Origin of the sequence: Streptomyces liliiviolaceus (assembly GCF_018070025.1) — a bacterium.
GTDB classification, from domain to species: Bacteria; Actinomycetota; Actinomycetes; order Streptomycetales; family Streptomycetaceae; genus Streptomyces; species Streptomyces liliiviolaceus.
Map to the genome: position 1 here is coordinate 1,688,171 of NZ_JAGPYQ010000001.1, position 24,860 is coordinate 1,713,030.

The 24,860-nt window shown below is 70.1% G+C and carries 25 protein-coding genes and 1 pseudogene; 14 read left to right on the forward strand and 12 right to left on the reverse strand.

Going from position 1 to position 24,860, the window contains the following annotated elements; all coding sequences use genetic code 11:
• Positions 1-33: 33 nt before the first annotated feature.
• Positions 34-2,322, reverse strand: a complete 2,289-nt coding sequence (locus J8N05_RS07415) for a heterodisulfide reductase-related iron-sulfur binding cluster (RefSeq protein WP_210881657.1) — start codon at positions 2,320-2,322, stop codon at positions 34-36.
• Between the two features lie 671 nt (positions 2,323-2,993).
• On the opposite strand from J8N05_RS07415, the gene dnaK reads away from it, so the two are divergent.
• From dnaK to J8N05_RS07440, 5 genes are all read left to right on the forward strand, one after another.
• Positions 2,994-4,859 carry a molecular chaperone DnaK gene (gene dnaK / locus J8N05_RS07420; protein ID WP_107018051.1) on the forward strand — a complete coding sequence of 622 codons (1,866 nt, stop codon included), beginning with the start codon at positions 2,994-2,996 and terminating at the stop codon, positions 4,857-4,859.
• Positions 4,856-5,539 carry a nucleotide exchange factor GrpE gene (grpE, locus tag J8N05_RS07425; RefSeq protein WP_107018052.1) on the forward strand — a complete coding sequence of 228 codons (684 nt, stop codon included), beginning with the start codon at positions 4,856-4,858 and terminating at the stop codon, positions 5,537-5,539. The genes dnaK and grpE overlap by 4 nt, the downstream gene beginning before the upstream one ends.
• An 87-nt stretch (positions 5,540-5,626) precedes the next feature.
• Positions 5,627-6,829, forward strand: a complete 1,203-nt coding sequence (gene dnaJ / locus J8N05_RS07430) for a molecular chaperone DnaJ (RefSeq protein ID WP_210881658.1) — start codon at positions 5,627-5,629, stop codon at positions 6,827-6,829.
• A gap of 7 nt (positions 6,830-6,836) precedes the next feature.
• The gene (locus tag J8N05_RS07435; protein ID WP_107018054.1) at positions 6,837-7,310 is read left to right on the forward strand and encodes a heat shock protein transcriptional repressor HspR; all 474 of its coding nucleotides are present in this window, start codon (positions 6,837-6,839) and stop codon (positions 7,308-7,310) included.
• A 178-nt stretch (positions 7,311-7,488) separates the two neighbouring features.
• Complete coding sequence (locus tag J8N05_RS07440) at positions 7,489-8,061, forward strand: hypothetical protein (protein ID WP_247706184.1); 573 nt, start codon at positions 7,489-7,491, stop codon at positions 8,059-8,061.
• 10 nt (positions 8,062-8,071) lie between these two features.
• On the opposite strand, the gene J8N05_RS07445 is transcribed toward J8N05_RS07440, so the two are convergent.
• Positions 8,072-8,845, reverse strand: a complete 774-nt coding sequence (locus J8N05_RS07445; RefSeq protein WP_210881659.1) for a class I SAM-dependent methyltransferase — start codon at positions 8,843-8,845, stop codon at positions 8,072-8,074.
• A gap of 267 nt (positions 8,846-9,112) precedes the next feature.
• On the opposite strand from J8N05_RS07445, the gene J8N05_RS07450 reads away from it, so the two are divergent.
• On the forward strand, positions 9,113-9,331 hold the full coding sequence (locus tag J8N05_RS07450) for a DUF6243 family protein (RefSeq protein WP_210881660.1): 219 nt from the start codon (positions 9,113-9,115) through the stop codon (positions 9,329-9,331).
• A 205-nt stretch (positions 9,332-9,536) separates the two neighbouring features.
• Positions 9,537-10,169 carry a Uma2 family endonuclease gene (locus J8N05_RS07455; RefSeq protein WP_247706185.1) on the forward strand — a complete coding sequence of 211 codons (633 nt, stop codon included), beginning with the start codon at positions 9,537-9,539 and terminating at the stop codon, positions 10,167-10,169.
• Positions 10,170-10,194: 25 nt separating this feature from the next.
• Here the strand turns inward: J8N05_RS07455 and J8N05_RS07460 are convergent, their stop codons facing one another.
• From J8N05_RS07460 to J8N05_RS07475, 4 genes are all read right to left on the reverse strand, one after another.
• On the reverse strand, positions 10,195-10,449 hold the full coding sequence (locus tag J8N05_RS07460; protein ID WP_210881661.1) for a hypothetical protein: 255 nt from the start codon (positions 10,447-10,449) through the stop codon (positions 10,195-10,197).
• 190 nt (positions 10,450-10,639) lie between these two features.
• Complete coding sequence (locus tag J8N05_RS07465) at positions 10,640-10,885, reverse strand: helix-turn-helix domain-containing protein (protein ID WP_210881662.1); 246 nt, start codon at positions 10,883-10,885, stop codon at positions 10,640-10,642.
• The gene (locus tag J8N05_RS07470; RefSeq protein ID WP_210881663.1) at positions 10,882-11,394 is read right to left on the reverse strand and encodes a hypothetical protein; all 513 of its coding nucleotides are present in this window, start codon (positions 11,392-11,394) and stop codon (positions 10,882-10,884) included. Before J8N05_RS07470 ends, J8N05_RS07465 begins: the two co-directional genes overlap by 4 nt.
• Complete coding sequence (locus J8N05_RS07475) at positions 11,391-11,540, reverse strand: hypothetical protein (RefSeq protein WP_210881664.1); 150 nt, start codon at positions 11,538-11,540, stop codon at positions 11,391-11,393. The genes J8N05_RS07470 and J8N05_RS07475 overlap by 4 nt, the downstream gene beginning before the upstream one ends.
• A 243-nt stretch (positions 11,541-11,783) precedes the next feature.
• Between J8N05_RS07475 and J8N05_RS07480 the strand changes: the two genes are divergently transcribed.
• Together J8N05_RS07480 and J8N05_RS07485 are read left to right on the forward strand one after the other, a co-directional pair.
• A complete protein-coding gene (locus tag J8N05_RS07480; protein ID WP_210881665.1) occupies positions 11,784-12,233 on the forward strand; it encodes a helix-turn-helix domain-containing protein in 450 nt (149 codons plus the stop codon).
• A gap of 23 nt (positions 12,234-12,256) precedes the next feature.
• Positions 12,257-12,562, forward strand: coding sequence for a hypothetical protein (locus J8N05_RS07485; protein ID WP_210881666.1), 306 nt, complete (start codon positions 12,257-12,259; stop codon positions 12,560-12,562).
• 31 nt (positions 12,563-12,593) lie between these two features.
• Here the strand turns inward: J8N05_RS07485 and J8N05_RS07490 are convergent, their stop codons facing one another.
• Positions 12,594-13,193, reverse strand: coding sequence for a dihydrofolate reductase family protein (locus J8N05_RS07490; RefSeq protein WP_210881667.1), 600 nt, complete (start codon positions 13,191-13,193; stop codon positions 12,594-12,596).
• 210 nt (positions 13,194-13,403) lie between these two features.
• A complete protein-coding gene (locus J8N05_RS07495) occupies positions 13,404-13,802 on the reverse strand; it encodes a hypothetical protein (protein WP_210881668.1) in 399 nt (132 codons plus the stop codon).
• Positions 13,803-14,232: 430 nt separating this feature from the next.
• Here J8N05_RS07495 and J8N05_RS07500 point away from each other — a divergent pair, with 430 nt between their 5' ends.
• Both J8N05_RS07500 and J8N05_RS07505 read left to right on the forward strand, forming a co-directional pair.
• Positions 14,233-15,303, forward strand: a complete 1,071-nt coding sequence (locus J8N05_RS07500; protein ID WP_210890057.1) for a substrate-binding domain-containing protein — start codon at positions 14,233-14,235, stop codon at positions 15,301-15,303.
• 460 nt (positions 15,304-15,763) lie between these two features.
• Positions 15,764-16,801 (forward strand): helix-turn-helix transcriptional regulator, encoded by a 1,038-nt coding sequence (locus J8N05_RS07505; protein ID WP_210881669.1) that lies wholly within the window; start codon positions 15,764-15,766, stop codon positions 16,799-16,801.
• Here the strand turns inward: J8N05_RS07505 and J8N05_RS07510 are convergent.
• Entirely contained in the window at positions 16,761-17,744 is a 984-nt protein-coding gene (locus J8N05_RS07510) for a helix-turn-helix transcriptional regulator (RefSeq protein ID WP_210881670.1), read from the reverse strand. The two genes, J8N05_RS07505 and J8N05_RS07510, sit on opposite strands and share 41 nt — an antisense overlap.
• Positions 17,741-18,727: a helix-turn-helix domain-containing protein gene (locus tag J8N05_RS07515; protein WP_210881671.1), complete on the reverse strand. Its 987-nt coding sequence runs from the start codon at positions 18,725-18,727 to the stop codon at positions 17,741-17,743. The genes J8N05_RS07510 and J8N05_RS07515 overlap by 4 nt, the downstream gene beginning before the upstream one ends.
• Before the next feature lie 337 nt (positions 18,728-19,064).
• Between J8N05_RS07515 and J8N05_RS07520 the strand changes: the two genes are divergently transcribed.
• Positions 19,065-19,400, forward strand: coding sequence for a Rieske (2Fe-2S) protein (locus tag J8N05_RS07520; protein WP_189773067.1), 336 nt, complete (start codon positions 19,065-19,067; stop codon positions 19,398-19,400).
• Positions 19,401-19,654: 254 nt separating this feature from the next.
• Here J8N05_RS07520 and J8N05_RS07525 read toward each other — a convergent pair whose 3' ends face one another.
• Positions 19,655-20,068 (reverse strand): pyridoxamine 5'-phosphate oxidase family protein, encoded by a 414-nt coding sequence (locus J8N05_RS07525; RefSeq protein ID WP_210881672.1) that lies wholly within the window; start codon positions 20,066-20,068, stop codon positions 19,655-19,657.
• A gap of 159 nt (positions 20,069-20,227) precedes the next feature.
• On the opposite strand from J8N05_RS07525, the pseudogene clpB reads away from it, so the two are divergent.
• Positions 20,228-22,813 (forward strand): annotated as a pseudogene (gene clpB / locus J8N05_RS07530) (ATP-dependent chaperone ClpB); the annotation flags it as partial.
• A 234-nt stretch (positions 22,814-23,047) separates the two neighbouring features.
• Positions 23,048-23,575, forward strand: a complete 528-nt coding sequence (locus tag J8N05_RS07535; protein WP_210881673.1) for a YbjN domain-containing protein — start codon at positions 23,048-23,050, stop codon at positions 23,573-23,575.
• A 26-nt stretch (positions 23,576-23,601) separates the two neighbouring features.
• Here J8N05_RS07535 and J8N05_RS07540 read toward each other — a convergent pair whose 3' ends face one another.
• Positions 23,602-24,798 carry a hypothetical protein gene (locus J8N05_RS07540; RefSeq protein WP_384272208.1) on the reverse strand — a complete coding sequence of 399 codons (1,197 nt, stop codon included), beginning with the start codon at positions 24,796-24,798 and terminating at the stop codon, positions 23,602-23,604.
• Between the last annotated feature and the right edge of the window lie 62 nt (positions 24,799-24,860).

Consider the following 24,860-nt stretch of genomic DNA (forward strand, 5'->3'; position numbering starts at 1 on the left):
ATCTCCCGGCAGGGGACCGCTCGTTCCGGATCGCTACTTGACCGGTTCCGGCTGCGGCTCGCTCTCCGCCTCGGCCGCACCCGCCGGAGGCTCCTCCGGGAGGGTCTTGACCGAGTCGAGCAGCAGCTGGGCCACGTCCACGACCTGCACGGACTCCTTGGCCTTGCCGTCGTTCTTCTTGCCGTTGACCGAGTCGGTCAGCATGACGAGGCAGAACGGGCAGGCGGTCGAGACGATGTCGGGGTTGAGGGACAGCGCCTCATCCACACGCTCGTTGTTGATGCGCTTGCCGATCCGCTCCTCCATCCACATCCGCGCACCACCCGCGCCGCAGCAGAAGCCGCGCTCCTTGTGGCGGTGCATCTCCTGCTGGCGCAGGCCGGGGACGGCGGACATGATCTCGCGCGGGGGCGTGTAGATCTTGTTGTGCCGGCCCAGGTAGCACGGGTCGTGGTAGGTGATGAGGCCGTCGACCGGCGTCACCGGCACCAGCTTGCCCTCGTCGATCAGGTGCTGGAGCAGCTGGGTGTGGTGGATGACCTCGTAGTCGCCGCCGAGCTGCGGGTACTCGTTGCCGAGGGTGTTGAGGCAGTGCGGGCAGGTCGCGACGATCTTCTTCGCGGACTTCGGCTTCCTCGACTCCGCGGTGACCTTGCCGTCGTCGTCCATCTCCTCACCGAAGGCGGCGTTGAGGGACATGACGTTCTCCATGCCGAGTTCCTGGAACAGGGGCTCGTTGCCGAGGCGGCGGGCGGAGTCACCGGTGCACTTCTCGTCGCCGCCCATGATGGCGAACTTCACGCCCGCCATGTGCAGCAGCTCGGCGAAGGCCTTGGTGGTCTTCTTGGCCCGGTCCTCCAGGGCGCCGGCGCAGCCGACCCAGTACAGGTACTCGACCTCGGCCAGATCCTCGATGTCCCGTCCGACGACGGGGATCTCGAAGTCGACCTCCTTGGTCCACTCCAGGCGCTGCTTCTTGGCGAGCCCCCAGGGGTTGCCCTTCTTCTCCAGGTTCTTGAGCATCGTCCCGGCCTCGGACGGGAACGCGCTCTCGATCATCACCTGGTAGCGGCGCATGTCGACGATGTGGTCGATGTGCTCGATGTCGACGGGGCACTGCTCGACGCAGGCGCCGCAGGTGGTGCAGGACCACAGGACGTCGGGGTCGATGACCCCGTTCTCCTCAAGGGTCCCGATGAGCGGCCGCTCGGCTTCCGCGAGAGCGGCGGCGGGCACGTCCTTCAACTGCTCCGCGGTCGCTTTCTCCTCGCCCTCCATGTCCTTGCCGCCACCGGCCAGCAGGTAGGGGGCCTTGGCGTGCGCGTGGTCGCGCAGCGACATGATCAGCAGCTTCGGGGAGAGCGGCTTGCCGGTGTTCCAGGCGGGGCACTGCGACTGGCAGCGGCCGCACTCGGTGCAGGTGGAGAAGTCCAGCAGGCCCTTCCAGGAGAACTGCTCCACCTGGCTGACACCGAAGACGTCGTCGTCACCGGGGTCGGTGAAGTCGATCGGCTTGCCGCCGGAGGTCATGGGCTGGAGGCCGCCCAGGGCGGTGCCACCGTCCGCCTCCCGCTTGAACCAGATGTTCGGGAAGGCGAGGAAGCGGTGCCAGGCGACACCCATGTTGGTGTTGAGCGAGACGACGATCATCCACACGAAGGACGTGCCGATCTTGATCGTCGCGACGAGGTAGACCAGGTTCTGCAGCGTGCTCAGGCCGAGGCCCTTGAAGGCCAGCACCAGCGGGTACGAGGCGAAGTACGCGGCCTCGTAGCCCTCCACGTGGTGGATCGCGCCCTCCAGGCCGCGCAGCACGTAGATGGCGAGGCCGATGGTGAGGATGACGTACTCGACGAAGTAGGCCTGGCCCGACTTGGAGCCCGCGAAACGGGACTTGCGGCCGGCCCGGGAGGGCAGGCTCAGCAGCCGGATCGCCATGAGGACGGCGATGCCCAGGATCGTCATCACGCCGATGAACTCGATGTAGAGCTCGAACGGCAGGAACCCGCCGATGATCGGCAGCACCCAGTCGGCCTGGAAGAGCTGGCCGAAGGCCTGGACGAGGGTGGGCGGCAGCGTCAGGAAGCCGATGGCCACGAACCAGTGGGCGAAGCCGACGATGCCCCACCGGTTCATCCGGGTGTGACCGAGGAATTCCTTCACCAGCGTGACACTGCGCTGGTACGGATTGTCGGTGCGGGTTCCGGCGGGTACCGGCTGGCCGAGCTTGAAGTACCGGACGAACTGGCCGATGGCGCGTGCGATGAGCGCGACGCCGACCACGGTCAGGACCAGCGACACGATGATCGCGGCGAGTTGCATTTCGGGGCTCCTCGGGCCTGCGAGGGTCATTACTGAGCGGTAGCTTACGCAGTCCTACGAGACTACCCATTCCTATGACCGCACTGTAGTCAGCAGCACGGTGATCTGCGTCGCTGAGGCATACCTGGGTACGCGTGGCGGGGCGGCCGGGCTCGTCTGTCGGGTGCGGCCCCGGTGGGGGCGGGCCGCGCAGTTCCCCGCGCCCCCAAAAGACGAAAAGCAGGGGCGCAGCCCCGCTTTTCAGGGGCGCGGGGAACTGCGCGCTCAGCCCCCACGCACCCGCACCCAACCACGGCGGGACGCAGTTTTCGGGGGCGCGGGGAACTGCGCGCTCAGCCCCCACGCACCCGCACCCAACCACGGCGGGACGCAGTTTTCGGGGGCGCGGGGAACTGCGCGCTCAGCCCCCACGCACCCGCACCCAACCACGGCGGGACGCAGTTTTCGGGGGCGCGGGGAACTGCGCGCTCAGCCCCCACGCACCCGCACCCAACCACGGCGGGACGCAGTTTCAAGGGCCGTCACAGCCGAGCGGACCGCAGGTCAGAGGGCAATGTGCGCGTAAGCAAGAGATAAGAGTTGAGCCCCCACGACTCACCTCTGTTGACCACGCGGCAAGCGTCATGCACACTTGAGTCCGTTCCACTCAAGTCATTGCTGGAGGAATTGAAATGGCACGTGCGGTCGGCATCGACCTGGGCACGACTAACTCCGTCGTCAGCGTTCTGGAGGGCGGTGAGCCCACCGTCATCACCAACGCCGAGGGCGCCAGGACCACGCCGTCCGTCGTCGCCTTCGCCAAGAACGGCGAGGTGCTCGTCGGCGAGGTCGCGAAGCGCCAGGCGGTCACGAACGTGGACCGGACCATCAGGTCGGTCAAGCGTCACATGGGCACGGACTGGAAGATCGAGCTCGACGGCAAGCACTTCAACCCGCAGCAGATGAGCGCCTTCATCCTGCAGAAGCTGAAGCGCGACGCCGAGGCGTACCTGGGCGAGAAGGTGGCCGACGCGGTCATCACCGTCCCGGCGTACTTCAACGACTCCGAGCGCCAGGCGACGAAGGAGGCCGGCGAGATCGCGGGCCTGAACGTCCTGCGCATCGTGAACGAGCCGACCGCCGCGGCCCTGGCGTACGGCCTCGACAAGGACGACCAGACGATCCTCGTCTTCGACCTCGGTGGCGGCACGTTCGACGTGTCCCTCCTGGAGATCGGCGACGGCGTCGTCGAGGTGAAGGCCACCAACGGCGACAACCACCTCGGTGGTGACGACTGGGACCAGCGGGTCGTCGACTACCTGGTGAAGCAGTTCGCGTCCGGCCACGGTGTGGACCTGGGCAAGGACAAGATGGCCCTCCAGCGTCTCCGCGAGGCCGCCGAGAAGGCCAAGATCGAGCTGTCCTCCTCCACGGAGACCTCGATCAACCTGCCCTACATCACGGCCTCCGCCGAGGGCCCGCTGCACCTGGACGAGAAGCTCACGCGCGCCCAGTTCCAGCAGCTCACGGCCGACCTGCTGGAGCGCTGCAAGACGCCGTTCCACAACGTCATCAAGGACGCCGGCATCCAGCTGTCCGAGATCGACCACGTCGTCCTCGTCGGTGGCTCCACCCGTATGCCCGCCGTGGCCGAGCTCGTCAAGGAGCTCACCGGCGGCCAGGACGCCAACAAGGGCGTCAACCCGGACGAGGTCGTCGCCATCGGCGCCGCCCTGCAGGCCGGTGTCCTCAAGGGTGAGGTCAAGGACGTCCTGCTCCTCGACGTGACCCCGCTGTCCCTCGGTATCGAGACCAAGGGAGGGATCATGACCAAGCTCATCGAGCGCAACACCACGATCCCGACCAAGCGGTCCGAGATCTTCACGACGGCCGAGGACAACCAGCCGTCCGTCCAGATCCAGGTCTACCAGGGCGAGCGCGAGATCGCGGCGTACAACAAGAAGCTCGGGATGTTCGAGCTGACCGGTCTGCCGCCGGCCCCGCGCGGCGTGCCGCAGATCGAGGTCGCGTTCGACATCGACGCCAACGGCATCATGCACGTGACCGCGAAGGACCTCGGCACGGGCAAGGAGCAGAAGATGACCGTCACCGGCGGCTCCTCGCTGCCGAAGGACGAGGTCGACCGCATGCGCCAGGAGGCCGAGCAGTACGCGGACGAGGACCACCGCCGCCGCGAGGCGGCCGAGGCCCGCAACCAGGGCGAGCAGCTCGTCTACCAGACGGAGAAGTTCCTCAAGGACAACGAGGACAAGGTCCCCGGCGACGTCAAGACCGAGGTCGAGACGAGCGTCGAGGAGCTGAAGGCCGCGCTCAAGGGCGAGGACACCGCCGAGATCCGTACGGCCACCGAGAAGGTCGCCGCCGTCTCCCAGAAGCTGGGCCAGGCGATGTACGCCGACGCCCAGGCCGCTCAGGGTGGAGCCGGTGCCGAGGCCCCGGGCGCCGGCCCGGACGCCGGTGCCAAGGCCGCCGACGACGACGTCGTCGACGCCGAGATCGTCGACGAGGACCGTGACCGCAAGGACGGTGCCGCGTGACGGAGGAGACCCCGGGCTTCGACGAGCAGCCCGACGTCCCCTCCGGCGCCACCCCTGAAGACGCCGAGCCGAAGGCCGCCCCCTCCTCCGCGGAGGACGGGGCGGCCCCGGCCGGGGACACGGCAGCAGCTCAGTCAGCAGCCCAGATCGCAGGCCTGACGGCCCAGCTGGACCAGGTGCGTACGGCGCTCAACGAACGTACGGCGGACGTCCAGCGGCTCCAGGCCGAGTACCAGAACTACCGCCGCCGGGTCGAGCGCGACCGGATCGCGGTCAAGGAACTCGCCATCGCGAGCCTCCTGACCGAGCTCCTGCCCGTGCTTGACGACATCGGCCGCGCGCGGGAACACGGCGAACTGCTCGGCGGTTTCAAGTCGGTGGCCGAGTCGCTGGAGACCGTCGCGGCCAAGATGGGCCTGCAGCAGTTCGGCAAGGAGGGCGAGCCCTTCGACCCGATGATCCACGAGGCCCTGATGCACTCGTACGCGCCGGACGTCACGGAGACGACGTGCGTGGCGATTCTGCAGCCGGGGTATCGCTTCGGCGAGCGCACCATCCGCCCCGCGCGGGTGGCGGTCGCCGAGCCGCAGCCGGGAGCGCAGCCCGTCAAGGGCGACGAGACGGATGCGGGGACCGCGGCGGCCGACGACAAGGAGAGCGGTGGCCCGGACGAGGGCTGACGTGAAACAGGGCGTACGCGCGCCCCTTGGCACGGAGAACGTCGAGCGCGTACGTGACGGTGGCGTACGGAAGGAGGGGCGTCGAGGATGAGCACCAAGGACTTCATCGAGAAGGACTACTACAAGGTCCTCGGCGTCCCCAAGGACGCCACCGAGGCCGAGATCAAGAAGGCGTACCGCAAACTCGCCCGCGAGTTCCACCCGGACGCCAACAAGGGGAACGCGCGCGCCGAGGAGCGCTTCAAGGAGATCTCCGAGGCGAACGACATCCTCGGGGACCCCAAGAAGCGCAAGGAGTACGACGAGGCCCGCACCCTCTTCGGCAACGGCGGCTTCCGTCCCGGCCCGGGCGGTTCGGGCGGCTCCTTCAACTTCGACCTGGGGGACCTCTTCGGAGGCGGCCCCCAGGGCGGAGCGGGCGGTGCCGGTCCGCAGGGCGGGGCCGGCGGCTTCGGCGGCGGCATAGGGGACGTCTTCGGCGGACTCTTCAACCGCGGCGGTGCGGGCCCCGGTGCCCGGACGCAGCCGCGGCGCGGCCAGGACATCGACACCGAGGTCACGCTCAGCTTCACGGAGGCCGTGGACGGGGCGACCGTCCCGCTGCGGATGACCTCGCAGTCGCCCTGCAAGGCCTGTTCGGGCACCGGCGACAAGAACGGCACACCGCGCGTGTGCCCGACCTGCGTCGGCACCGGCCAGGTGGCGCGCGGTTCGGGCGGCGGGTTCTCGCTGACCGACCCGTGCCCCGACTGCAAGGGCCGCGGCCTGATCGCGGAGCACGCCTGCGCGGTCTGCAGTGGCTCGGGACGCGCCAAGTCGTCCCGGACCATGCAGGTCCGTATCCCCGCCGGGGTGTCGGACAGCCAGCGCATCCGGCTCCGCGGCAAGGGCGCGCCGGGCGAACGGGGCGGCCCGTCGGGCGACCTGTACGTCACGGTGCACGTGGACACACATCCGGTCTTCGGCCGCAAGGGCGACAACCTCACCGTCACCGTGCCCGTCACCTTCACGGAGGCGGCACTGGGCGGCGAGGTCCGCGTGCCCACGCTCGGGGGGCCTCCGGTCACCCTGAAGCTGCCGCCGGGCACCCCCAACGGCCGTACGATGCGGGCCCGCGGCAAGGGCGCGGTCCGCAAGGACGGCTCGCGCGGGGACCTGTTGGTCACCGTCGAGGTGAGTGTCCCGGCGGACCTGACGGGGAAGGCTCGTGACGCGCTGGAGGCGTATCGCGAGGCGACCGCGGAGGAGGATCCGCGGGCTGAGCTGTTCCAGGCCGCGAAGGGAGCATGAGGACACCATGGACGCACCCGGACGCCGTCGGCAGAACTCCTTCACCGGCAGGGCCTACGAGCTGACGGAAGAGACACCGGTGTACGTCATCTCGGTGGCCGCCCAGCTCTCCGGTCTGCACCCGCAGACGCTGCGTCAGTACGACCGCCTCGGCCTGGTCTCCCCGGACCGCACGGCCGGGCGCGGCCGGCGCTACTCGGCCCGCGACATCGAACTGCTGCGCACCGTCCAGCAGTTGTCGCAGGACGAGGGCATCAACCTCGCCGGCATCAAACGCATCATCGAGCTGGAGAACCAGGTCGCCGCACTCCAGTCCCGGGTCGCGGAACTGTCGTCGGCCCTGGAGGGCGCGGCGGCGACCATGCAGCAGCGCGAGGCCGCGGTGCACGCCTCGTACCGCCGCGACCTGGTTCCGTACCAGGAGGTCCAGCAGACGAGCGCGCTGGTGGTGTGGCGCCCCAAGCGCCCGCCGACGGACTGAGCCGGACGCGCAGTCATGCACGCCGAGGGGCCCGGAGGTTCACCACGAACCTCCGGGCCCCTTCGCCTTCTCCCGAGAAGCGGCCAACCGGGCCGGTTCTCGGTGCGCCCCGGGATGGCTGCGGGGCGCCGGGGCCGGATGCCTGGACGCTGGGGATCGCCCGAGCGAGGAGATCCCCGTGGACCATCCCGACCACCGTCCCGAAGCCGCCCAGGACGCCGCCGGCCGGGCGGGAACGGCCGGCATCGGCCTCTCCGCGGTCCTGGCCTTCGCGCTCGCGCAGGGCTCCTGGCAGTGGTTCGCCACGTACATCGGGGTGACGCTCCTCGCGGTGATCGTCTCCTCCTGCCGCCCGCCGACGCGAACAGCGGGCCCCCGATCCGCGTATCTGCGCGACCTGACGGCGTACTCCCTGGTCATCGGCCTGTGCGCGGCGATCGCACTGGCCCCGATGCTGCAACGCTGGAAGTGGCTGCTCCCGATGCCGGGCACCCGCGCCGGCTGTCCCGCGCTGGGCACGTACGAGAGCATGCGCACGGAAGCGGCACTGGCCGACCTGGCGGCCCGCGACACGGCGTCCCTGTCCCAGGCCCGGCACACCCGCAGCCACGAGGCCGTGGCCGACTGCCTGTCCGCGACGACGACCCTGTGGCTACCGGTGTACGCGGTGGGGGTGGCGGCGCTGGTGGGGCTGGGCGTGTGGGGCTTCGGCCGGTACCGGTCGCGGAGGGGGACGACCGAGCCGGCCTGATGGCCCGAGGTCAGGAGTCCGCTTCCGGCCGCTGCGCGACGAAGACGAACTCGCGGCCCGGCCGGTCGGGGGCGTCGCGGACGTCCCGTACGACATAACCCTGGGCCCGCAGATCCGACTCGATCTCCCGCCGTTCGCGGAAGCGCAGCGTCGAATCGGACGTCAGCTCCTGCCCGTCCTCGGCGAACACATAGGTGTGCCGGAAGGACACCAACTGCCCACTGACCTCGCCCAATTGGACCCAGCTCTCGACCGCGCCGACGCCCGGGATCTCCGTCACGGCGTACGTGGCCTCGCGGTTCCACTCCTCCCAGGCGCGCCGGGCCGGGTCCCGGGTCTCGAAGACGAGATGCCCGCCGGGCCGCAGGGCATCGTGGGCGCCCCGCAGGGTGCCCTGCCACGCCTGGTCGTCGACGATCTGCTGGGCCACGTTCGCCGTCATCGTCGCGAGGTCGACGCGCAGGGGCGGGAGCGTGGTGGCGTCCCCGTGGAGCCAGCGCACCTGCCCGCCGCCGGGTTTCGCGCGGGCCACGTCGAGGGACGCCCGCGCCGGATCGACCCCGACGACCTCGATCCCGCGCCCGGCGAGCAGCAGCGCGAACACACCGGTCCCGCACCCGATGTCGAGCACGCGGCGCGCCCCGAACTCCGCGACGACACGGACGTACGCGTCGAGGTCGCCGCGATCGGGATCGAGCGGGTCGTAGACGGCGGCGAGGCGGGGGTGCGCGAAGGCCTCGTCGGCACCGCCGAAGGACTGCTTCCGCCGGTCGGGCTCGGGCACGTGTGCCTCCCTGGAGGGTGTGGAGGAGACGCTGGACGAGGGACCGACGATACGTCGACGGGGCGTGAGGCCCCCGTCGTGCCCGTCGGGGCGGTGAAAATCCTGGTGTGCGGGGCCGACGGGACCGGGTAACGTCCTCGGCATGTTCTTCCAGACGCCGATTTACGAGTGAGAGCGTGACGGGCCCCCGCTGACGTCCTTCGATGTCGCCGCCCGTCCCCCACCGACGAATCCGTAGATCACCTCACATCAGCACCGGGAGAACCCGTGACCGTCAGCAAGAACATCAACAACCCCGTGGGCCAGGGCGGCGGCCAGCGCAAGAAGCAGTCCCGCACCGAACGGGCGAACAACGGCCCGTACCGCAACCTCGACCGGCAGGGCGCGGCCGAGCAGAAGGCGGAGCTGGTGCGCAAGATGCGCGAGAAGGCAGCCGCGGCCGAGGCCGCCCGCACGTCGGACGACGACGACAGCGCACAGAGCTGACGCAGCTCGGACGGACGGACAGGTAGACGGACGGACAGGTAGACGGACAGACAGCAGGGTCCGGGCCGCGCATCGCGGTCCGGGCCCTGCTGTCGTGTCAGGTCGTGTCAGGGCTCGGCCGCGGTGTGTCGTTTCTGCTTCGCCGGTTCGGGTGAATCGACGGCGTTTTCCCAGGTGAGACCGTATTCGCGAGACACTTGTGATCATGACCGAGACCAGGACCGAGCCTCCCTGCCCGCCCGAGAACGGGGCCGGCCTCGACGAGGTCCGGTGGCAGGCATGGGAGGCCATGGAACTCCCCGAGGGCTACCGGGCCGAGATCGTCGAAGGAGCCATCGAAGTGTCACCCACGGGCCGCTACGCGCACAGCCAGACCGTCTTCCTCCTCAAGGAGGCGCTGGGAGGCTTTCTGAAGGGCGGGGACTTCGCCGCCCGGAACGACACGAACGTCGTGCACGCGGGCTGCGTATGGGTACCGGACCTGTTCATCGTCCCCAGGGACACGGAGCGGTACGTCACCGCCGACGGCGTGGGCATCACCGCGGCCGCCGTCCGGCTGGTCGCGGGCGTCGTCTCCCCGGACGGGCCCCGCCAGGAGCGCGACCGCGTCAGGAAGCGCCGCGAGTACGCCCGCGCCGCCATCCCCGTGTACGTCGTCATCGACGCCCACGACGACCAGGGCACCGTGACCGTCCTCACCGAACCCCGCCCCGACCGGGCCGACTGGGTGGGAGTCCACCGCGTGCCCTTCGGCACCGAACTCACCGTCCCCGAGGGCCCCGCCAAGGGCTTCGTCATCACGGAAGCGATCACGGGACCTCCGCGGGCCAAGCAGTGACCGGCCGGCCGCGGCCAGGAGGTGGTCAGCGGCCCGTCGTCTGCCACACCGTGAGCGCCAGGGCCAGGCACGACGTGGCCGCCGCCAGGGACGGCAGCGGCCAGCGCGTGCGTTCCAGGGCCTCGATCCGGGCCTCGTGTTCGGCGAGGGCCTTGTCGGTCTGCTCGACGCGGTGGAGCAGGAGCGCGAGGTCGCCCCGGGTGGTGGCGAAGCCGACGTCGACCGCACGACGCAGGCGCTCCAGCTCCAGGACGACCTCCTCGGTCTCGGTCGTCGTCATCGGGTACCTCCGGTGTTCGTCGTACGTCAGGGGGGAAGGGGGGCAGGAGCCAGGGGGCACGGGTCAGGGCCGGATGTCAGGGGACCGGAGTCTCCGGGCAACACGAAGCGGCAGGTCCGCCGCCCGTCCGCCGGGCGCAGCTCTGCCGCTGCGTCCAATGTGACACCGGCGGGCGGAACGTGCAACCGGCTTATGCCAAAGGCCTGTTCGGGCCTGCGGGGCGCCGGGCGCGGTACGTCGTCCGCTCGGCCGCGAAGACGTCCTCCAGGCGGAAGAGGTGTCGCCGCCCCTGGCTGCCCGCGGACCGCAGATGCCCGCGCTGCACCCACTTGCGGATGGTCGCGGTCGTGACACCGGCCTCGTCGGCGGCCAACTCGGTCGTGATCAAAGCGGTGTTCGGAGTGCTGTGCCGGGTGCTGCGCGGCGTTCCGTTCATGAGTGCTCGGCCCCCAGCACCCGCCCGCACGCGGGATTGACGCATCTGATCTCGGCCCGTTCCGGGAGCGCCCGCAGAGAGACGCAGTCGCACACGGGGCAGCGGCCGGGCAGCCGTACGAGCTGCTCCGGATCGCCGAGCGCGCGGGCGCAGCGTGCGGCCATCCGCCGGGTCTCGTCCTCGACGTGCGGCGCCAGCAGCGGGTCGGCGGCGATGCGGTCCAGCAGCCCGGCGATACGCCGCAGCCGTACCGGTACGGGAGCCGGTGACACCGGGCGCAGACCGAGCCGTTCGCGCACGGCCTCCTCCAGCTCGACGACCCCGTCGGTGATGTCCCGTACGGCGTCCGAGACATGGAGACGGACCGGAGCGGTCGTACCGCCGACGGGTCCGCCGCCGTGCCGTTCCCGCAGTGCGTCGCGGCCCGCGGGGGACAACTCGTCGATGAGATCCGGCCACCGGCGGACGAGCGAGGCGATCCACACGGCCCCGGCCTGGTCCCCGCTCATCGGGTGACCTCGCGTCCGTCGCGCCACAGGCGGCCACCGCCGATCCCCGAGCGGGCGCGGGCGGCCCCTCTGCGCCGGTCCGGCGGTCCGGGTGTGCCGGATGTGCCGGGTGCGGTGACGGTGGCCTCGGACGATGGGTTGTGCACGTGCAACCCCTCCTCATGTATGGGAACATGTGTTCGACAGTTGCGAGCGAGCGGACAGGGTTGCATGTTGCGAGCGCGTACGCAAGTGATTACGTTCCGTGGGGGTCTGGTGTGCTGACAGCGCCTCAAGCGCGTTTACGTGACGCAGAGTTGCGAAATCTCCACAGTTACGCGCGAGCGCGCACACGTCCTGGTGCGTGTGCGATCGATACGCTGCCCCGGCGACGAGGGGAGAGCCGACACATGGCTTCGAGCGCGCGGGCCGGGGCCCGTACGGATCAGACGTACCGGGCCGCGGGGCTGCGGGAGTTCGCCGGCTGGATCGAGGAGCTGCTGCGCGCCCGGGGCTACGACATCGACAGCCCGCGCGGCGGCGGCCGTTCGAAACTGGCCGACGACGCCGGGGTGCACCGGGCCGCCGTGAGCAGGCTGCTCCAGCGGCAGTCCATGCCCGACCTGGAGACGATGCGGCGCATCGCGGCCGTACTCGGCGTCCCCCTGCGGGAGATGCTCATCCGCTCGGGCCGGCTGACCGAGGACGATCTGCCGCTCACGGGCGCGGGCCGCCCCGTGGACGGGGAGGAGTCCTTGTGGCTCAGCCCCGAGGAGGCGGCCTGCCGGATGGGGGTCCCGCCCGAACTGCGGGAACTGTTCGCCAGGGTGGCACGGCAGTTCCTGCCGGAGGGCGCTTGACGGCGGAGGGAACGGAGCACGACATGGGTGAACCGGGAGGCGGCCGTGGGGCCGAGGCCGAGAGCGTCGCCGACGTCGTGGAGACCGTGGGCGAACTCCTCGGCGTACTGGCCGAAAAGGTGCGGGCCGCGGGCCCGGACGGCGTCCGCGTGCTCACCGAGGAGGAGTTGCAGCGGCATCAGCTGAGCTGGTTCCGCGCGGGCTGGGAGGAACACGCCAGGGCGTCCGGACAGGAGGACCTGGTGGGCCCGGACCGGCCACCGGCCCGCCTCCTCCCCTTCCCCGAACGCCCGCGGGGCCACGAACACCCCTCGGACGAGGGCGGTTGAGGACGACCCGGGGCGGCTGAGGGGAGTCGGCTCAGACGGACTCCGCCCGTGTCCGCGCGGCCCGTTCCGCGCCCTCGCGCGTGTAGTGCAGCAGCACCACCCCGTTGTCGAAGCTGCGGGACTCGACCAGGCGCAGGTGAGCGAGCGCGTCGGTGTCGCGGAAGAGGGGGCGGCCGTGTCCGAGGAGCACCGGGTGTACGTAGATCAGGTACTCGTCGATCAGGTCGTGGCGCCGGAACTCCGCCGCCAGTTCCGCCCCGCCGACCGCGAGGTCCCCGCCCGGCTGCTCCTTGAGCGCCCTGATGACATCGGGCGCCACCTCCCGTACGACGGTCGCGTTCCAGTCGGCCTTGTCCAGCGTGCGTGAGTAGACGATCTTCGGCATGGTCCGCCAGATCTCGGCGAACGCGCGGACGGGCTCCGGGGCGTCGGGGTCCTGGTCGGCGGTGGGCCAGTACTCCGCCATCAGTTCGTGGGAGACGCGGCCGGTCAGGAAGCCGCCCAGGGTGCCGATGCGTTCGTTGAGGTGCCGGTGCAGTTCGTCGCTGATCAGATGCCAGTCGATCTCGCGGTTCGGGCCCTCGAAGAAACCGTCGAGGGAGACGGACATGCTCAGGACGATCTTTCGCATCGCGGACCTCACCTGGAGCGGGGGCGGGGGAACGGGAGCGGGCTGGGACAGACGGTAGCCCAAGCCCCCTCCCGCAGCCCCCTTCCGCGACGGTCCGCCGGCCCAGGTGGGATTCGAGGATTCGAGAATCCGTATTCTCGGAATGCGAGAAGGCCCGAGAACGTGCGAGAAGCTGCGAGAAGGCTTTATCGCAGCGTCACGGAGTTCGGATCACGGAGTTCGCGTCACGGAGTCCGACGGCCGGCATGCCGTGGGCTCCTGGAAGAGTTCGGCCAGATCGCAGGACAGGTTGGTCGCCCAATTCCCGGAGTCGGCCCCCGTCCAGTCCTCCTTTTCCTGCCCCTGTTCCTGCTGCTCTGCGGGCGGTTTCGGCGGGGTCTGGAGCCAGCTGTCGAGGTCGCGTTCCGTATAGGCCTCGACGCAGGCGACGATCGCCTCCTGCAGGGTGCCGGTGCCCGTGATCCCGGCCAGCTCGGCCCAGTCGACGGCGCAGGCGGCAGGGACCGGATCGGGCGCGGGCCGGGGGGCGGCCGCCGCGGACGTGCCTGCCGTCAGGGCGAGGCAGCCCGCGGCCAGCGCAGTTATGAGGGACCGGGAGAAAGCGCGCATGAGAACTCCGTGGTGAAGGAGGAGACGGTCGGAACGTGGTCGGAACGGGTTGTCTGGTCCCAGCAAGATCCGGGAGCCGTCCCACCGCAATCCGTGCGCCGCCGATCAGGTACTCATGCTGACCCGGACGTGGTGTTCTGCCATCTTTCACCCTCATTCAAGAGCTTCTGTCGCGTCTGTCGTGCGAGGGGGCGAACGCGCCACGAAGGGGGGAGTGAGGGAAGTGCGCGGGTGGTGTGGATTCTCACTCCACGCATCCGCCCGACTTCGGCCCCGTCTCTTCACAGGCTTCTGTTGCGAGGTCGTTAGCAGTTACTCCTTGACGCCCCGAGAACCCCCGCGTTGGCTTTTTGTCACCTGGGCCCGCACTGTCGCCCTCGTACGGAAGGCACCTGAAGTGAAACGCGCCACACGTCGTACCGCCCTGGCCATGACCGTCTGCTCCATGACCCTGACCCTCGCCGCGTGCGGGAGCGGTGACGACGGAGCCGAAGCGAGCCCCACCAAGGGCGACGACATCACGGTGGGCCTGCTGCTGCCGGAGAAGGCGAACTCCCGTTACGAGAAGTTCGACTACCCCATCATCAAGAAGAAGGTCGGCACGCTCACGGACGGCAAGGGGAAGGTCGTCTACGCGAATGCCGAGCAGGACGCCTCCGAACAGAGCCGGCAACTGCAGAAAATGGTGGACGACAAGGTCGACGTGCTGATGGTGGACGCCGTGGACTCCAATGCGATCGCCGCCGGTGTGAGAAAGGCCAAGAAAGCCGGAATTCCCGTCATCGCGTACGACCGGCTGGCCGAGGGCCCGATCGACGCGTACATCTCGTTCGACAACGAGGAGGTCGGGCAGGTGCAGGGCCGGGCGCTCGCCGACCGGCTGGACGGCGACAAGACCCAGAAGATCGTCATGATGAACGGCGCGGTGACGGACCCGAACGCCGCCCAGTTCAAGTCGGCCGCCCTCAGCGAGCTGAGGAACAAGGTCACCATCGCCAAGACGTACGACACGAAGGACTGGAAGCCGGCCAACGCGCGCGCCAACATGATGGCGGCCATCTCGTCCATCGGCATCGACAACATCGCCGGGGTGTACTCCGCCAACGACGGCATGGCGGGCGGCATCATCTCCGCGCTCAAGGCCGCGGGCGCCACCAAGCTGCCGCCCATCACCGGCCAGGACGCCGAACTGGACGCGGTGCAGCGCGTCCTCGCCGGCGAGCAGTTCATGAGCGTCTACAAGCCGTACCCCGAGGAGGCGGAGGCCGCCGCCGAGATCGCCGTGGCCCGTGTCCGCGGCTACGGCATCGAGTTCGACTCGCTCACCCCCGACCGGGTCTCCAGCCCCACCGACAAGAGCATCCCCGCCAGCCTCGTCCAGGTCACTTCCCTGACCCGCAACACCATCGAGTCGACGGTCGTCGAGGACGGCATCTACTCGGTGGAGGAGATCTGCACGGCGAAGTACCGCGCGGCGTGCGAGGAACTCGGCATCAAGTAGCCCGCGCTCCCGCTTCCGGCGGCCCCACCGTGCGGACCGACCGCCCCCACCTCGCGGACCGGCCGAATTTCGGCCGGTTCCGTCGGTTGCGGCGCGGCGGACGCCTGCCCCCGGACCGCCCCGGCCCCGCCGGGTGCTCCGGCGTCCCGCCCCGCGCACCGGGCAACGTGTACGAGCCACACCGGTTTTCCGTGCCCCGGCGCGCGCCCTGACGTCGGACGCTGCCCGCGACCCGGCGCCCGCCCGACGGTTTCCGGCAGCTCACGCGGGCAACGTCCCTTGTGAAGGGGGTGCGCGCCACCGCCTTCTTCAGCTTGTCGCAACGAGTCACACGGCCGTGTGCGCAAACGCGGATCAAGTGGTGCGATGGGGGGCATGGAAGCGGGGGAGCCGTGTTGCGGAGGCGGGGGACGCCGCGCATAGTTGCGCTCCGAAGAGGCTGGAACCGGGGGTTGGGGAGATGGCCGGGCACACGACGGAAGCGCATCCACACGGTGCTGACCGCCTGTGCGATGCCGGAGACCGGGTCTACTCCCGTGCGGTGCGGCGCGGCCGGGTGTCCCGGAAGGACGCCGAGTCGGTGCCCTGCCTGGTCGAACTGGCCCTGCTGCACCCCGACCCCGACGACATGGGCTGGCTGGTTCCGACCTCGCCGCAGGAGGTCATGACGCGGCTGCTGCGGGAGATGCACGAGCACGTCGTCGCGACTCAGTCGCGCATGGGCGAGGCGGTGTCCGCCTTCGAGTGGTACGCGGCCCTCGGCGGCGACGCCCGCGCGTCCGCCGGGGGAGTGGCGATCCGGGTGCTCGACGGGCTGCCCCGCATCCGGGCCGCCATGGACGAGGCGACCGAGGCGTGCACCTCCGAGGTGCTGGCCGTCCAGCCGGGCGGCATCCGCCGCGAGGACGAACTCTCCGAGGGGCTGCACCGGGCGCTCGCGCTGCGCCGCCGCGGGGTGCGCATGCGCGACCTGTACACGCACGTGGCCCGGCACGGCCAGGGCCTGCGGAACTACATGGAGCTGATGGAGGAGGCGGCGGAGGCCCGCACGCTCGACGAGGTCACCGAGCGGCTCATCGTCTTCGACCGCACGGTCGCGTTCATCCCCGCGAGCCCCGACCGCACCATGGCCCTGGAACTGCGCCACCCGGCGCTGGTGGGCTACCTGGTCACCGTCTTCGAACGGCTCTGGCGGCTGGCGATCCCCCTCACCGCGCCCCTCCCGGACACCGGCATCGAGGGCATCACCCACCGCGAACGCTCCATCGCGGCGCTGCTCGCCGAGGGCCACCAGGACGCGGTGGTCGCGGAGCGCCTCGGCATCAGCGTCCGTACGTGCCGGGCGCACATCGCCCGGCTCTCGGAGACGCTGGGGGCCGCCAGCCGTACGCAGTTGGGGGTGCGGATAGCCCAGGCCGGCCTGGACGGCCCGCCGCGCGCCGCGGAACTCCAGCCGCTCACCGTTCCCGATCGTCCAGGATCCCCGAGCGACCGATGAGATAGCCGAGCTGGGCGCGGCTCTCGCTGCCCAGGGTTTCGGCGAGTTTGGCGATGTGCGCCCTGGCGGTGCGTACGTTCAGGCCGAGCCGTTCGGCGACGGCCGCGTCGGTGTGCCCCTCGACGAGGAGGGTGGCGATGGCCCGCTGACGTGGGGTGACGCCTTTGAGCGAGGGCCGCCGGACGGCTTCGGGGTACATGGGCGTGGCCAGGCGCCAGAGACGGTCGAAGGTGGTGACGAAGTAGCCCACCAGCGCCGGGTGGCGGACTTCCAGGGCGAGGCTGCCGTCCTTGTCCGCGGGGATGAAGGCGACGGTGCGGTCGGTGACGATGAGCCGGTCCGTGAGTTCGTCGAGGGAGCGGGCCTCGACGTCGCCCTTCAACTGCTCGTACCGGGCGAGAACGGTGGGCGAGTGGCGCACGGTGTGCTGGTACAGGGTCCGGATGCGGGCGCCGCGGTCCAGCAGGGCCTGGTCACGGTCCATGGCGATGGCCTCGGCCTGGTAGCGGCGCTCGCCGGTGTGGGTGTGGGGCTGGACGGTGAGGAGTTCGCCCGACGCGAGGGCCATGGCCTCGGTGATGGCCTGGTTGATCCGCTTCGAACCGCTGAGGACGCTGATCATCGGCATGTCCGCGCCCGCCGCCCGGCCGTCGACCCGCATCAGCGGCTCGAACGCCGCGGCCAGCCGGGCCTCGCGCCGTCGCTCGTCGGCTATGCGTTCCCCGGATCCGCGCAGCAGCCGGTGGAGGACGACGACCGGCGCGACGGGTTCCAGCAGGACCGGATCCTCAAGAGCCGGCTGCAGCAGCCCGAAGTCGACGAGACAGGGCACACCTTCGGCCTCCCCGCTGGGCACGCGCCCCTCACGCAGGGCCCGTTCGTACAACTGCGAGCCGGCCGCGCACAGTTCCTCCACACTGTGTGCGAGGTGCGGAGCCGTCACTCCGCGGCGTCCTGCTTCAGGATCCCCGACTCGGCGATGAGGTAGCCGAGTTGTGCCCGGCTGCCGCTGCCCAGGGCCGTGGCCAGCTTCGCTATGTGCGCGCGGCACGTTCGTACGTTCATGCCGAGCCGACGGGCTATCGCCTCGTCGACATGGCCCTCCACCAGGAGTTTGGCGATCGAGTGCTGGATGTTCGTGATGCCGTCGGAAGCGGTCTCGTACGGGGCGCCGGCGCTCAGCGGGACGGCCCGGCCCCAGACGAACTCGAAGACCTTGATCAGGTAGCGCACGAGGCCCGGGTGGCGCAGCTCCAGGGCGACCTGCTGGTCGTCGCGCGTGGGGATGAACGCGACCGTCTCGTCGCAGATGATGAGACGTTCCACCAGCTCGTCGATGGTGCGGTACTCGACCTTGCCGTTGGAGAGCTGGTCCACGTAGGCCAGCTTCTCCTGGCTGTAGCGCGCCGTGTGCTGGTACAGGGTCCTGATCCGGACACCCCGTTCGGTCAGCGGTCTGTCGCGTTCCAGCCCGTGCATGAGGTTGCGTTCGGAGATGCGGTTGCTCGGCTGGATGGTGAGGACCTCGGTCTGGCACTGGGCCGTGGCCAGGTTGAGTGCAGCGTTGATCCGGTCGCTGCCCTCCAGCACCGTGATGGAGTGGGTGGGCGCCGTCGCCTGGGCGCTGAGCGTCATGAACGGCTCGAAAGCATCGGTCAGTTCGATCGACATCCGCCGGTGCGCCGTGATTTCGCGCTCTATGGGGTTGAGTCGCTGGGCCAGGGCGACCGTCGGAGGTACCGGGCGCAACCAGCTCGCGTCGTCCGGATCGGGGTGAAGAAGGTCGAACTCCATCAAGCAGGGAGCGGACTCGACTTCCTCACGGGCGATACGTCCCGTGCGGAGTGCATTCGCATAGAGACGGCCGCCTTCCTCGCACAGCTCGGTCACCGCGTGAGGATGTGTCGGTTTATGCCTGTTCGCCATCAAATCTCCACCCCCCAGGGTCCTGAACGTGCAGGAACATGATGCATCGATTATGTGGCCATGATGTGCCCGAATGAGCCATCGTCGTATCCGACGGGGGAGAGGGACCTTCAAGTGAGGACGAAGCCGACTATGGGTAAGAAAATGCTTCGCTCGGTGCTTGTCGCCGTCTTCTCCGCCGTTGTGGCCTTCGGAGCACTGGATGGCCTCTCCGACGCGAAGGGTGACGTTCGAGCGGACACGAGCTGGCCGTCGGCCGGCCAGAGCGGTGAGGCTGCTGTCCCCCCTGACACCAGCTGGCCCGTGGCACCGATAGACGGCAGCATCGGAGGCTGACATGAGCACTCCTCCCGATGACCGGTCATTCCGCAGAGAAATGGCCACGGCCTACCGCTCCGGCTGGCACTTCATCGACCTGGCCACCGCCATCCCCCACAGCGGTGACTCGTTGATGGTGACCGTCTTCGGAGAGCCGGTCGTGGTGACCCGGGACGACGAGGACGACGTACGGGCGTACCGGTGTCTGCGGCGGCCTCGGGGGGCGCCGCAGCCGGTCCGGTGTGCCATTCGGTACGGAATGATCTTTGTGAACCTCGATCAGCGCGACCATCGGCTGGACGAGCCGGAGGCCCCGGACGTACGAACCATCGCAGCCACCCCCCGCAGTGCCTGAAGCGATTCCCCCGTCGTTGTAAATCGCTCAGGCGCTTCCCCCCCGCAGCGGCGTCACCGTGACCTGAACACGGTGACGCCGCTGCAGTTTTCAGGCAAGTTCCGGCAGACATGTTTCAGCAGGCATGCTTCATGCCTCCCCCGGGCCTCCACAAGGGTGAAAACCGGCCTCGTGCCGCGGCGTCGCCCTCGGAGTGCCCTCCGCGCGCCCCCGGAGTGCCTTCGCGTGCCCGCCGGGACTTCCTGCTGCCCACGTCAGCAGTTGCCCATCCCGGCCGTCAGGGCGATCTCGATGACCACCCGGGCCGGATTGGGCGACGGCGTCCTGCTGTAGCGCTCGGCATAGCGGCGCTCCGCCTCCGCGACCCGCTCCGGGTCCCCGGACACCGTCGCGCGCCCCTCCAGCGTCGCCCACCGCCGCCCCTGGAACTGGCAGACGGCGACCCGCATCCCGTCGGGCCCCGCGGCCAGTACGTTGCGTACCTTCTTGCTGGACTTGGAGGCGATGACCCGAGCCAGACCGGCCTCGGGATCGTATGTAACGCCGACGGGCACCACGTGCGGGGTGCCGTCGGGACGGAAGGTGCTCAGGGTGCACACATGGCGTTCCCGCCAGAAGGCGAGATAGGAGTCGCCGGGATCGCGCGGGTTCACGGGGTACGAGGCCATGGACCGGAACCTAACCCGTCGAAGGCTCTGCGGCCCCCGGAGCCCCCCGAGCCTCCTTGAGTGGAATAGACTCAACTTTGTGTACGTTGGTTGGGTCAGCCAACACCGCACGGGTACGAGCGTGAGTACGAGCCTGAGCACGAGGAGGAGAACGCGAACGTGGACGCCGAGCTGACCAACAGGAGCCGGGACGCCATCAACGCGGCCAGCAGCAGGGCCGTGTCCGAAGGTCACCCCGACCTCACCCCCGCGCACCTGCTGCTCGCGCTGCTGGCCGGGCAGGAGAACGAGAACATCACCGACCTGCTGGCCGCGGTCGAGGCCGACCAGGCCGCCGTACGGGCCGGCGCCGAGCGCGTCCTCGCCGCGCTGCCCAGCGTGACCGGCTCCACCGTCGCCCCGCCGCAGCCCAACCGCGAGCTGCTGGCGGTCATCGCCGACGCGAGCGAGCGGGCCAAGGAGCTGGGGGACGAGTACCTCTCCACCGAGCACATCCTGATCGCGATCGCCGCCAAGGGCGGCCAGGTCGGCGACATACTCTCCCAGCAGGGGGCCAGCGCCAAGAAGCTGCTGGACGCGTTCGAGAAGAGCAGGGGAGGGCGCCGGGTGACCACCCCGGATCCCGAGGGCCAGTACAAGGCACTCGAAAAGTTCGGTACCGACTTCACCGCCGCGGCCCGGGACGGCAAGCTCGACCCGGTCATCGGCCGCGACCAGGAGATCCGCCGCGTCGTACAGGTCCTGTCGCGGCGCACCAAGAACAACCCCGTCCTCATCGGGGAGCCCGGCGTCGGCAAGACCGCCGTGGTGGAGGGCCTCGCCCAGCGGATCGTCAAGGGCGATGTGCCCGAGTCGCTCAAGAACAAGCGGCTGGTCTCGCTCGACCTCGGCGCGATGGTGGCCGGGGCCAAGTACCGCGGTGAGTTCGAGGAGCGCCTGAAGACCGTCCTGGCCGAGATCAAGGACTCCGACGGCCAGATCATCACCTTCATCGACGAGCTGCACACCGTCGTCGGCGCGGGCGCGGGCGGTGACTCGGCCATGGACGCCGGGAACATGCTCAAGCCCATGCTGGCCCGCGGCGAACTGCGCATGGTCGGCGCCACCACCCTCGACGAGTACCGCGAGCGGATCGAGAAGGACCCGGCGCTGGAGCGGCGCTTCCAGCAGGTGCTGGTCGCCGAGCCGAGCGTCGAGGACACCATCGCCATCCTGCGCGGACTCAAGGGCCGCTACGAGGCCCACCACAAGGTGGTCATCGCGGACAGCGCGCTGGTCGCCGCCGCGACCCTCTCCGACCGGTACATCACCTCCCGCTTCCTGCCCGACAAGGCCATCGACCTCGTCGACGAGTCCGCGTCCCGGCTGCGGATGGAGATCGACTCCTCGCCCGTCGAGATCGACGAGCTGCAGCGGGTCGTCGACCGGCTGCGCATGGAGGAGCTGGCGCTCGACAAGGAGACCGACGCGGCCTCCAAGCAGCGGCTGGACAAGCTGCGCCGCGACCTCGCCGACAAGGAGGAGGAGCTGCGCGGCCTCACCGCCCGCTGGGACAAGGAGAAGCAGTCCCTCAACCGCGTCGGTGAGCTGAAGGAGCGGCTCGACGGACTGCGCGGCCAGGCCGAGCGGGCGCAGCGCGACGGCGACTTCGACACCGCCTCCAAGCTCCTGTACGGCGAGATCCCCACCCTGGAGAGGGACCTGGAGGAGGCCTCCGAGGCCGAGGTGGAGGCCGCCAAGGGCACGATGGTGAAGGAGGAGGTGGGCCCCGACGACATCGCGGACGTGGTCGGCGCCTGGACCGGCATCCCCGCCGGCCGCCTCCTGGAGGGCGAGACGCAGAAGCTGCTGCGCATGGAGGAGGAGCTGGGCCGCCGCCTGATCGGCCAGAGCGAGGCCGTACAGGCCGTCTCCGACGCCGTACGCCGTACGCGCGCCGGGATCGCCGACCCGGACCGGCCCACCGGTTCGTTCCTCTTCCTCGGCCCCACCGGTGTCGGCAAGACCGAGCTGGCCAAGGCCCTCGCGGACTTCCTCTTCGACGACGAGCGGGCCATGATCCGCATCGACATGTCGGAGTACGGCGAGAAGCACAGCGTGGCCCGCCTCGTCGGCGCGCCTCCCGGCTACGTCGGCTACGAGGAGGGCGGCCAGCTCACCGAGGCGGTGCGCAGGCGCCCGTACAGCGTCGTGCTCCTCGACGAGGTGGAGAAGGCGCACCCGGAGGTCTTCGACGTCCTGCTCCAGGTCCTGGACGACGGGCGGCTCACCGACGGGCAGGGCCGGACGGTCGACTTCCGCAACACCATCCTGGTCCTCACCTCGAACCTGGGCAGCCACTTCCTGGTCGACCCCGTCACGAGCGAGCAGCAGAAGAAGGAACAGGTCATGGAGGTGGTGAGGGCTTCTTTCAAGCCGGAATTCCTCAACAGGCTCGACGACCTCGTGGTCTTCTCGGCGCTGAACAAGGCGGAACTGGAACGCATCGCCAAGCTCCAGGTCGGCCGTCTCGCGAAGCGGCTCGCCGAGCGCCGGCTCACCCTGGAGATCACCGACGAGGCGCTGGCCTGGCTCGCGGACGAGGGCAACGACCCGGCGTACGGGGCCCGGCCGCTGCGCCGGCTCGTCCAGACCGCCATCGGTGACCGGCTCGCCAAGGAGATCCTCTCCGGCGAGGTCAAGGACGGCGACACGGTCCGCGTGGACGCCTTCGGCGACGGCCTGATCGTCGGCCCCGCGACGGGGCCCGTGACGGTCGCGGCGGAGGGCCCGGCGACGGGTGCCGCCGAGGGCCCGGCGAGCGGTCCCGCGGACGGTCCCGCGGACGGTCCTGCGAGCGGTCCGGCGGGCGGCCCGGCGGGCGGCCCGGCGTCGGGCAAAACGCTCTGAGCGGAATTCCGTCACCGGCGCGGGCGGGGGTTGCGGGCCCCCGCCCCGCATGGGGGAGGATGGCGGAATCCGTACGAAGGGAAAATCACGGTGAGCATCGACCCGTCCTCGATTCCGAACTTCGGGGGCCAGCCAGAGCCGAACCCCGGCGGACCGGCGGGCCCCGTCGTCCCGGATCAGGACCTTGTGAAGCAGCTCCTGGACCAGATGGAGCTGAAGTATGTCGTCGACGACGAGGGAGACCTCGCGGCGCCGTGGGAGCAGTTCCGTACGTACTTCATGTTCCGCGGTGAGGACGACCAGCAGGTCTTCTCGGTGCGGACGTTCTACGACCGGCCGCACCAGATCGACGAGAAGCACCAGCTGCTCGAATCGATCGACGACTGGAACCGGCGCACGCTGTGGCCCAAGGTCTACAGCCACACGCACGACGACGGCACCGTCCGCCTGATCGGCGAGGCGCAGATGCTGATCGGCACGGGCGTCAGCCTGGAGCACTTCGTGTCGTCGACGGTCAGCTGGGTGCGGGCCGCCATCGAGTTCGACAAGTGGCTCGTCGAGCAGCTCGGCCTGGAGCAGGAGATCGACGACGCCGAGAAGCCGCAAGAGGACGAGTAGTCGTCACGGCGGCTGACGCGTAGTCGTCACAGCGGCTTGTGGGCCAGTACGACCAGATACGCCCCGTACGCGAACGAGAGCCCGGCCAGGGCACCGACCACCAGGGTCGCGTGCCACGGCCGGGCTCTCGCCGTCCGTACCAGCGCGCACGCGAGCGGCAGCAGCAGCGGGAACGCCGGCAGCAGGAACCGCGGCTTGCACTCGAAGAACCCGGCGCCGCCGGCCGCCACGAACAGCAGCACGCCCGCGTAGACCAGCAGCGGCACGGGCGCGCGGTCCGCGAGCAGCAGCCCGTACAGCAGCAGCGCCGCCGCGACGATCACCATCGACATCGGGAAGACGAGCAGGTCGCCCTCCAGCAGCAGATGCCGTACGAAGCGCAGCGCGTCCAGGCCGAAGTCGAAGCGCGAGCCCCACAGCCGCTGCACCTCGAAGTACCCGCCGAGCGGATCGCCCTGCCGCCGCCCCACCCACAGCACGTACCCCAGCCAGCCGAGCGGGGCGAGCGCCGCGCCCGTCCACAGCCTGTGGGTAACTTTTCCGCGCCGCCGGTACAGCTCGTACGCCGCCGCCGCGAGGACCGCTGCGGCGACCGCGAACCCGTTCGGCCGGGCCAGCCCCGCGCCCGCCGCGAGGACGCCCGCCCACACCCACCGGCCGGTGAGGACGGCGTACAGCGACCAGGCCGCGAAGGCGGTCAGGACCGGCTCCGTGTACGCCATCGACAGCACGACGGAGTGCGGCAGCAGGGCCCACAGGAGGACGAGGGCGGTGGCGACGGCCCGGTCGTGCAGCCGGGCCCCGATCGCGTAGATCCCGCAGGCGGCGACCCCGGCGGCCGTCCAGGACACCAGCAGCCCGGCGGCGGGCCCGCTGAGCGGTGTCAGCTCGGTGACGGCCCGCAGCAGCCCCGGATAGAGCGGGAAGAACGCCAGGTCGCTGTGGACGACGTCGGGGTGGAACCGCAGGCTGCGGCCGTAGCCGTCCCCGGCGATCCGCAGATACCAGATGGAGTCCCAGGACCGCCCGAGCAGCAGCACGGGGTGCTCGCCGACCGCCCACGCGGCCAGGGCCACGGCCGCGGCACCCAGCAGCCGGGCGGCCATGAACAGTCCGAGGGCGGTACCCATCGTGGCGGCCAGGACCGGGCGACGGCGCGGCGGACGCCCGGTCCCGGCGGGTGGCGTGACGGGGGAGGGCGCGAGGGTTTGTGCGAGGGTCACATCCGAAGATTGATCCCAATTCACACCTTTTGCGAGCAACGCGCGGCCGAGCGGGTCCGATT

Bases quoted from the DNA above. Each gene is read 5' to 3' on its own strand.
- J8N05_RS07500 (WP_210890057.1), top strand. From the start codon at position 14,233: ATGACCGTCTGCTCCATGACCCTGACCCTCGCCGCGTGCGGGAGCGGT.
- J8N05_RS07415 (WP_210881657.1), bottom strand. From the start codon at position 2,322: ATGCAACTCGCCGCGATCATCGTGTCGCTGGTCCTGACCGTGGTCGGC.
- dnaK (WP_107018051.1), top strand. From the start codon at position 2,994: ATGGCACGTGCGGTCGGCATCGACCTGGGCACGACTAACTCCGTCGTC.
- J8N05_RS07435 (WP_107018054.1), top strand. From the start codon at position 6,837: ATGGACGCACCCGGACGCCGTCGGCAGAACTCCTTCACCGGCAGGGCC.
- J8N05_RS07455 (WP_247706185.1), top strand. From the start codon at position 9,537: ATGACCGAGACCAGGACCGAGCCTCCCTGCCCGCCCGAGAACGGGGCC.
- J8N05_RS07490 (WP_210881667.1), bottom strand. From the start codon at position 13,193: ATGCGAAAGATCGTCCTGAGCATGTCCGTCTCCCTCGACGGTTTCTTC.
- J8N05_RS07460 (WP_210881661.1), bottom strand. From the start codon at position 10,449: ATGACGACGACCGAGACCGAGGAGGTCGTCCTGGAGCTGGAGCGCCTG.
- J8N05_RS07465 (WP_210881662.1), bottom strand. From the start codon at position 10,885: ATGAACGGAACGCCGCGCAGCACCCGGCACAGCACTCCGAACACCGCT.
- J8N05_RS07515 (WP_210881671.1), bottom strand. From the start codon at position 18,727: ATGGCGAACAGGCATAAACCGACACATCCTCACGCGGTGACCGAGCTG.
- J8N05_RS07495 (WP_210881668.1), bottom strand. From the start codon at position 13,802: ATGCGCGCTTTCTCCCGGTCCCTCATAACTGCGCTGGCCGCGGGCTGC.
- J8N05_RS07525 (WP_210881672.1), bottom strand. From the start codon at position 20,068: ATGGCCTCGTACCCCGTGAACCCGCGCGATCCCGGCGACTCCTATCTC.
- J8N05_RS07470 (WP_210881663.1), bottom strand. From the start codon at position 11,394: ATGAGCGGGGACCAGGCCGGGGCCGTGTGGATCGCCTCGCTCGTCCGC.
- J8N05_RS07505 (WP_210881669.1), top strand. From the start codon at position 15,764: ATGGCCGGGCACACGACGGAAGCGCATCCACACGGTGCTGACCGCCTG.
- dnaJ (WP_210881658.1), top strand. From the start codon at position 5,627: ATGAGCACCAAGGACTTCATCGAGAAGGACTACTACAAGGTCCTCGGC.
- J8N05_RS07485 (WP_210881666.1), top strand. From the start codon at position 12,257: ATGGGTGAACCGGGAGGCGGCCGTGGGGCCGAGGCCGAGAGCGTCGCC.
- J8N05_RS07480 (WP_210881665.1), top strand. From the start codon at position 11,784: ATGGCTTCGAGCGCGCGGGCCGGGGCCCGTACGGATCAGACGTACCGG.
- J8N05_RS07520 (WP_189773067.1), top strand. From the start codon at position 19,065: ATGAGCACTCCTCCCGATGACCGGTCATTCCGCAGAGAAATGGCCACG.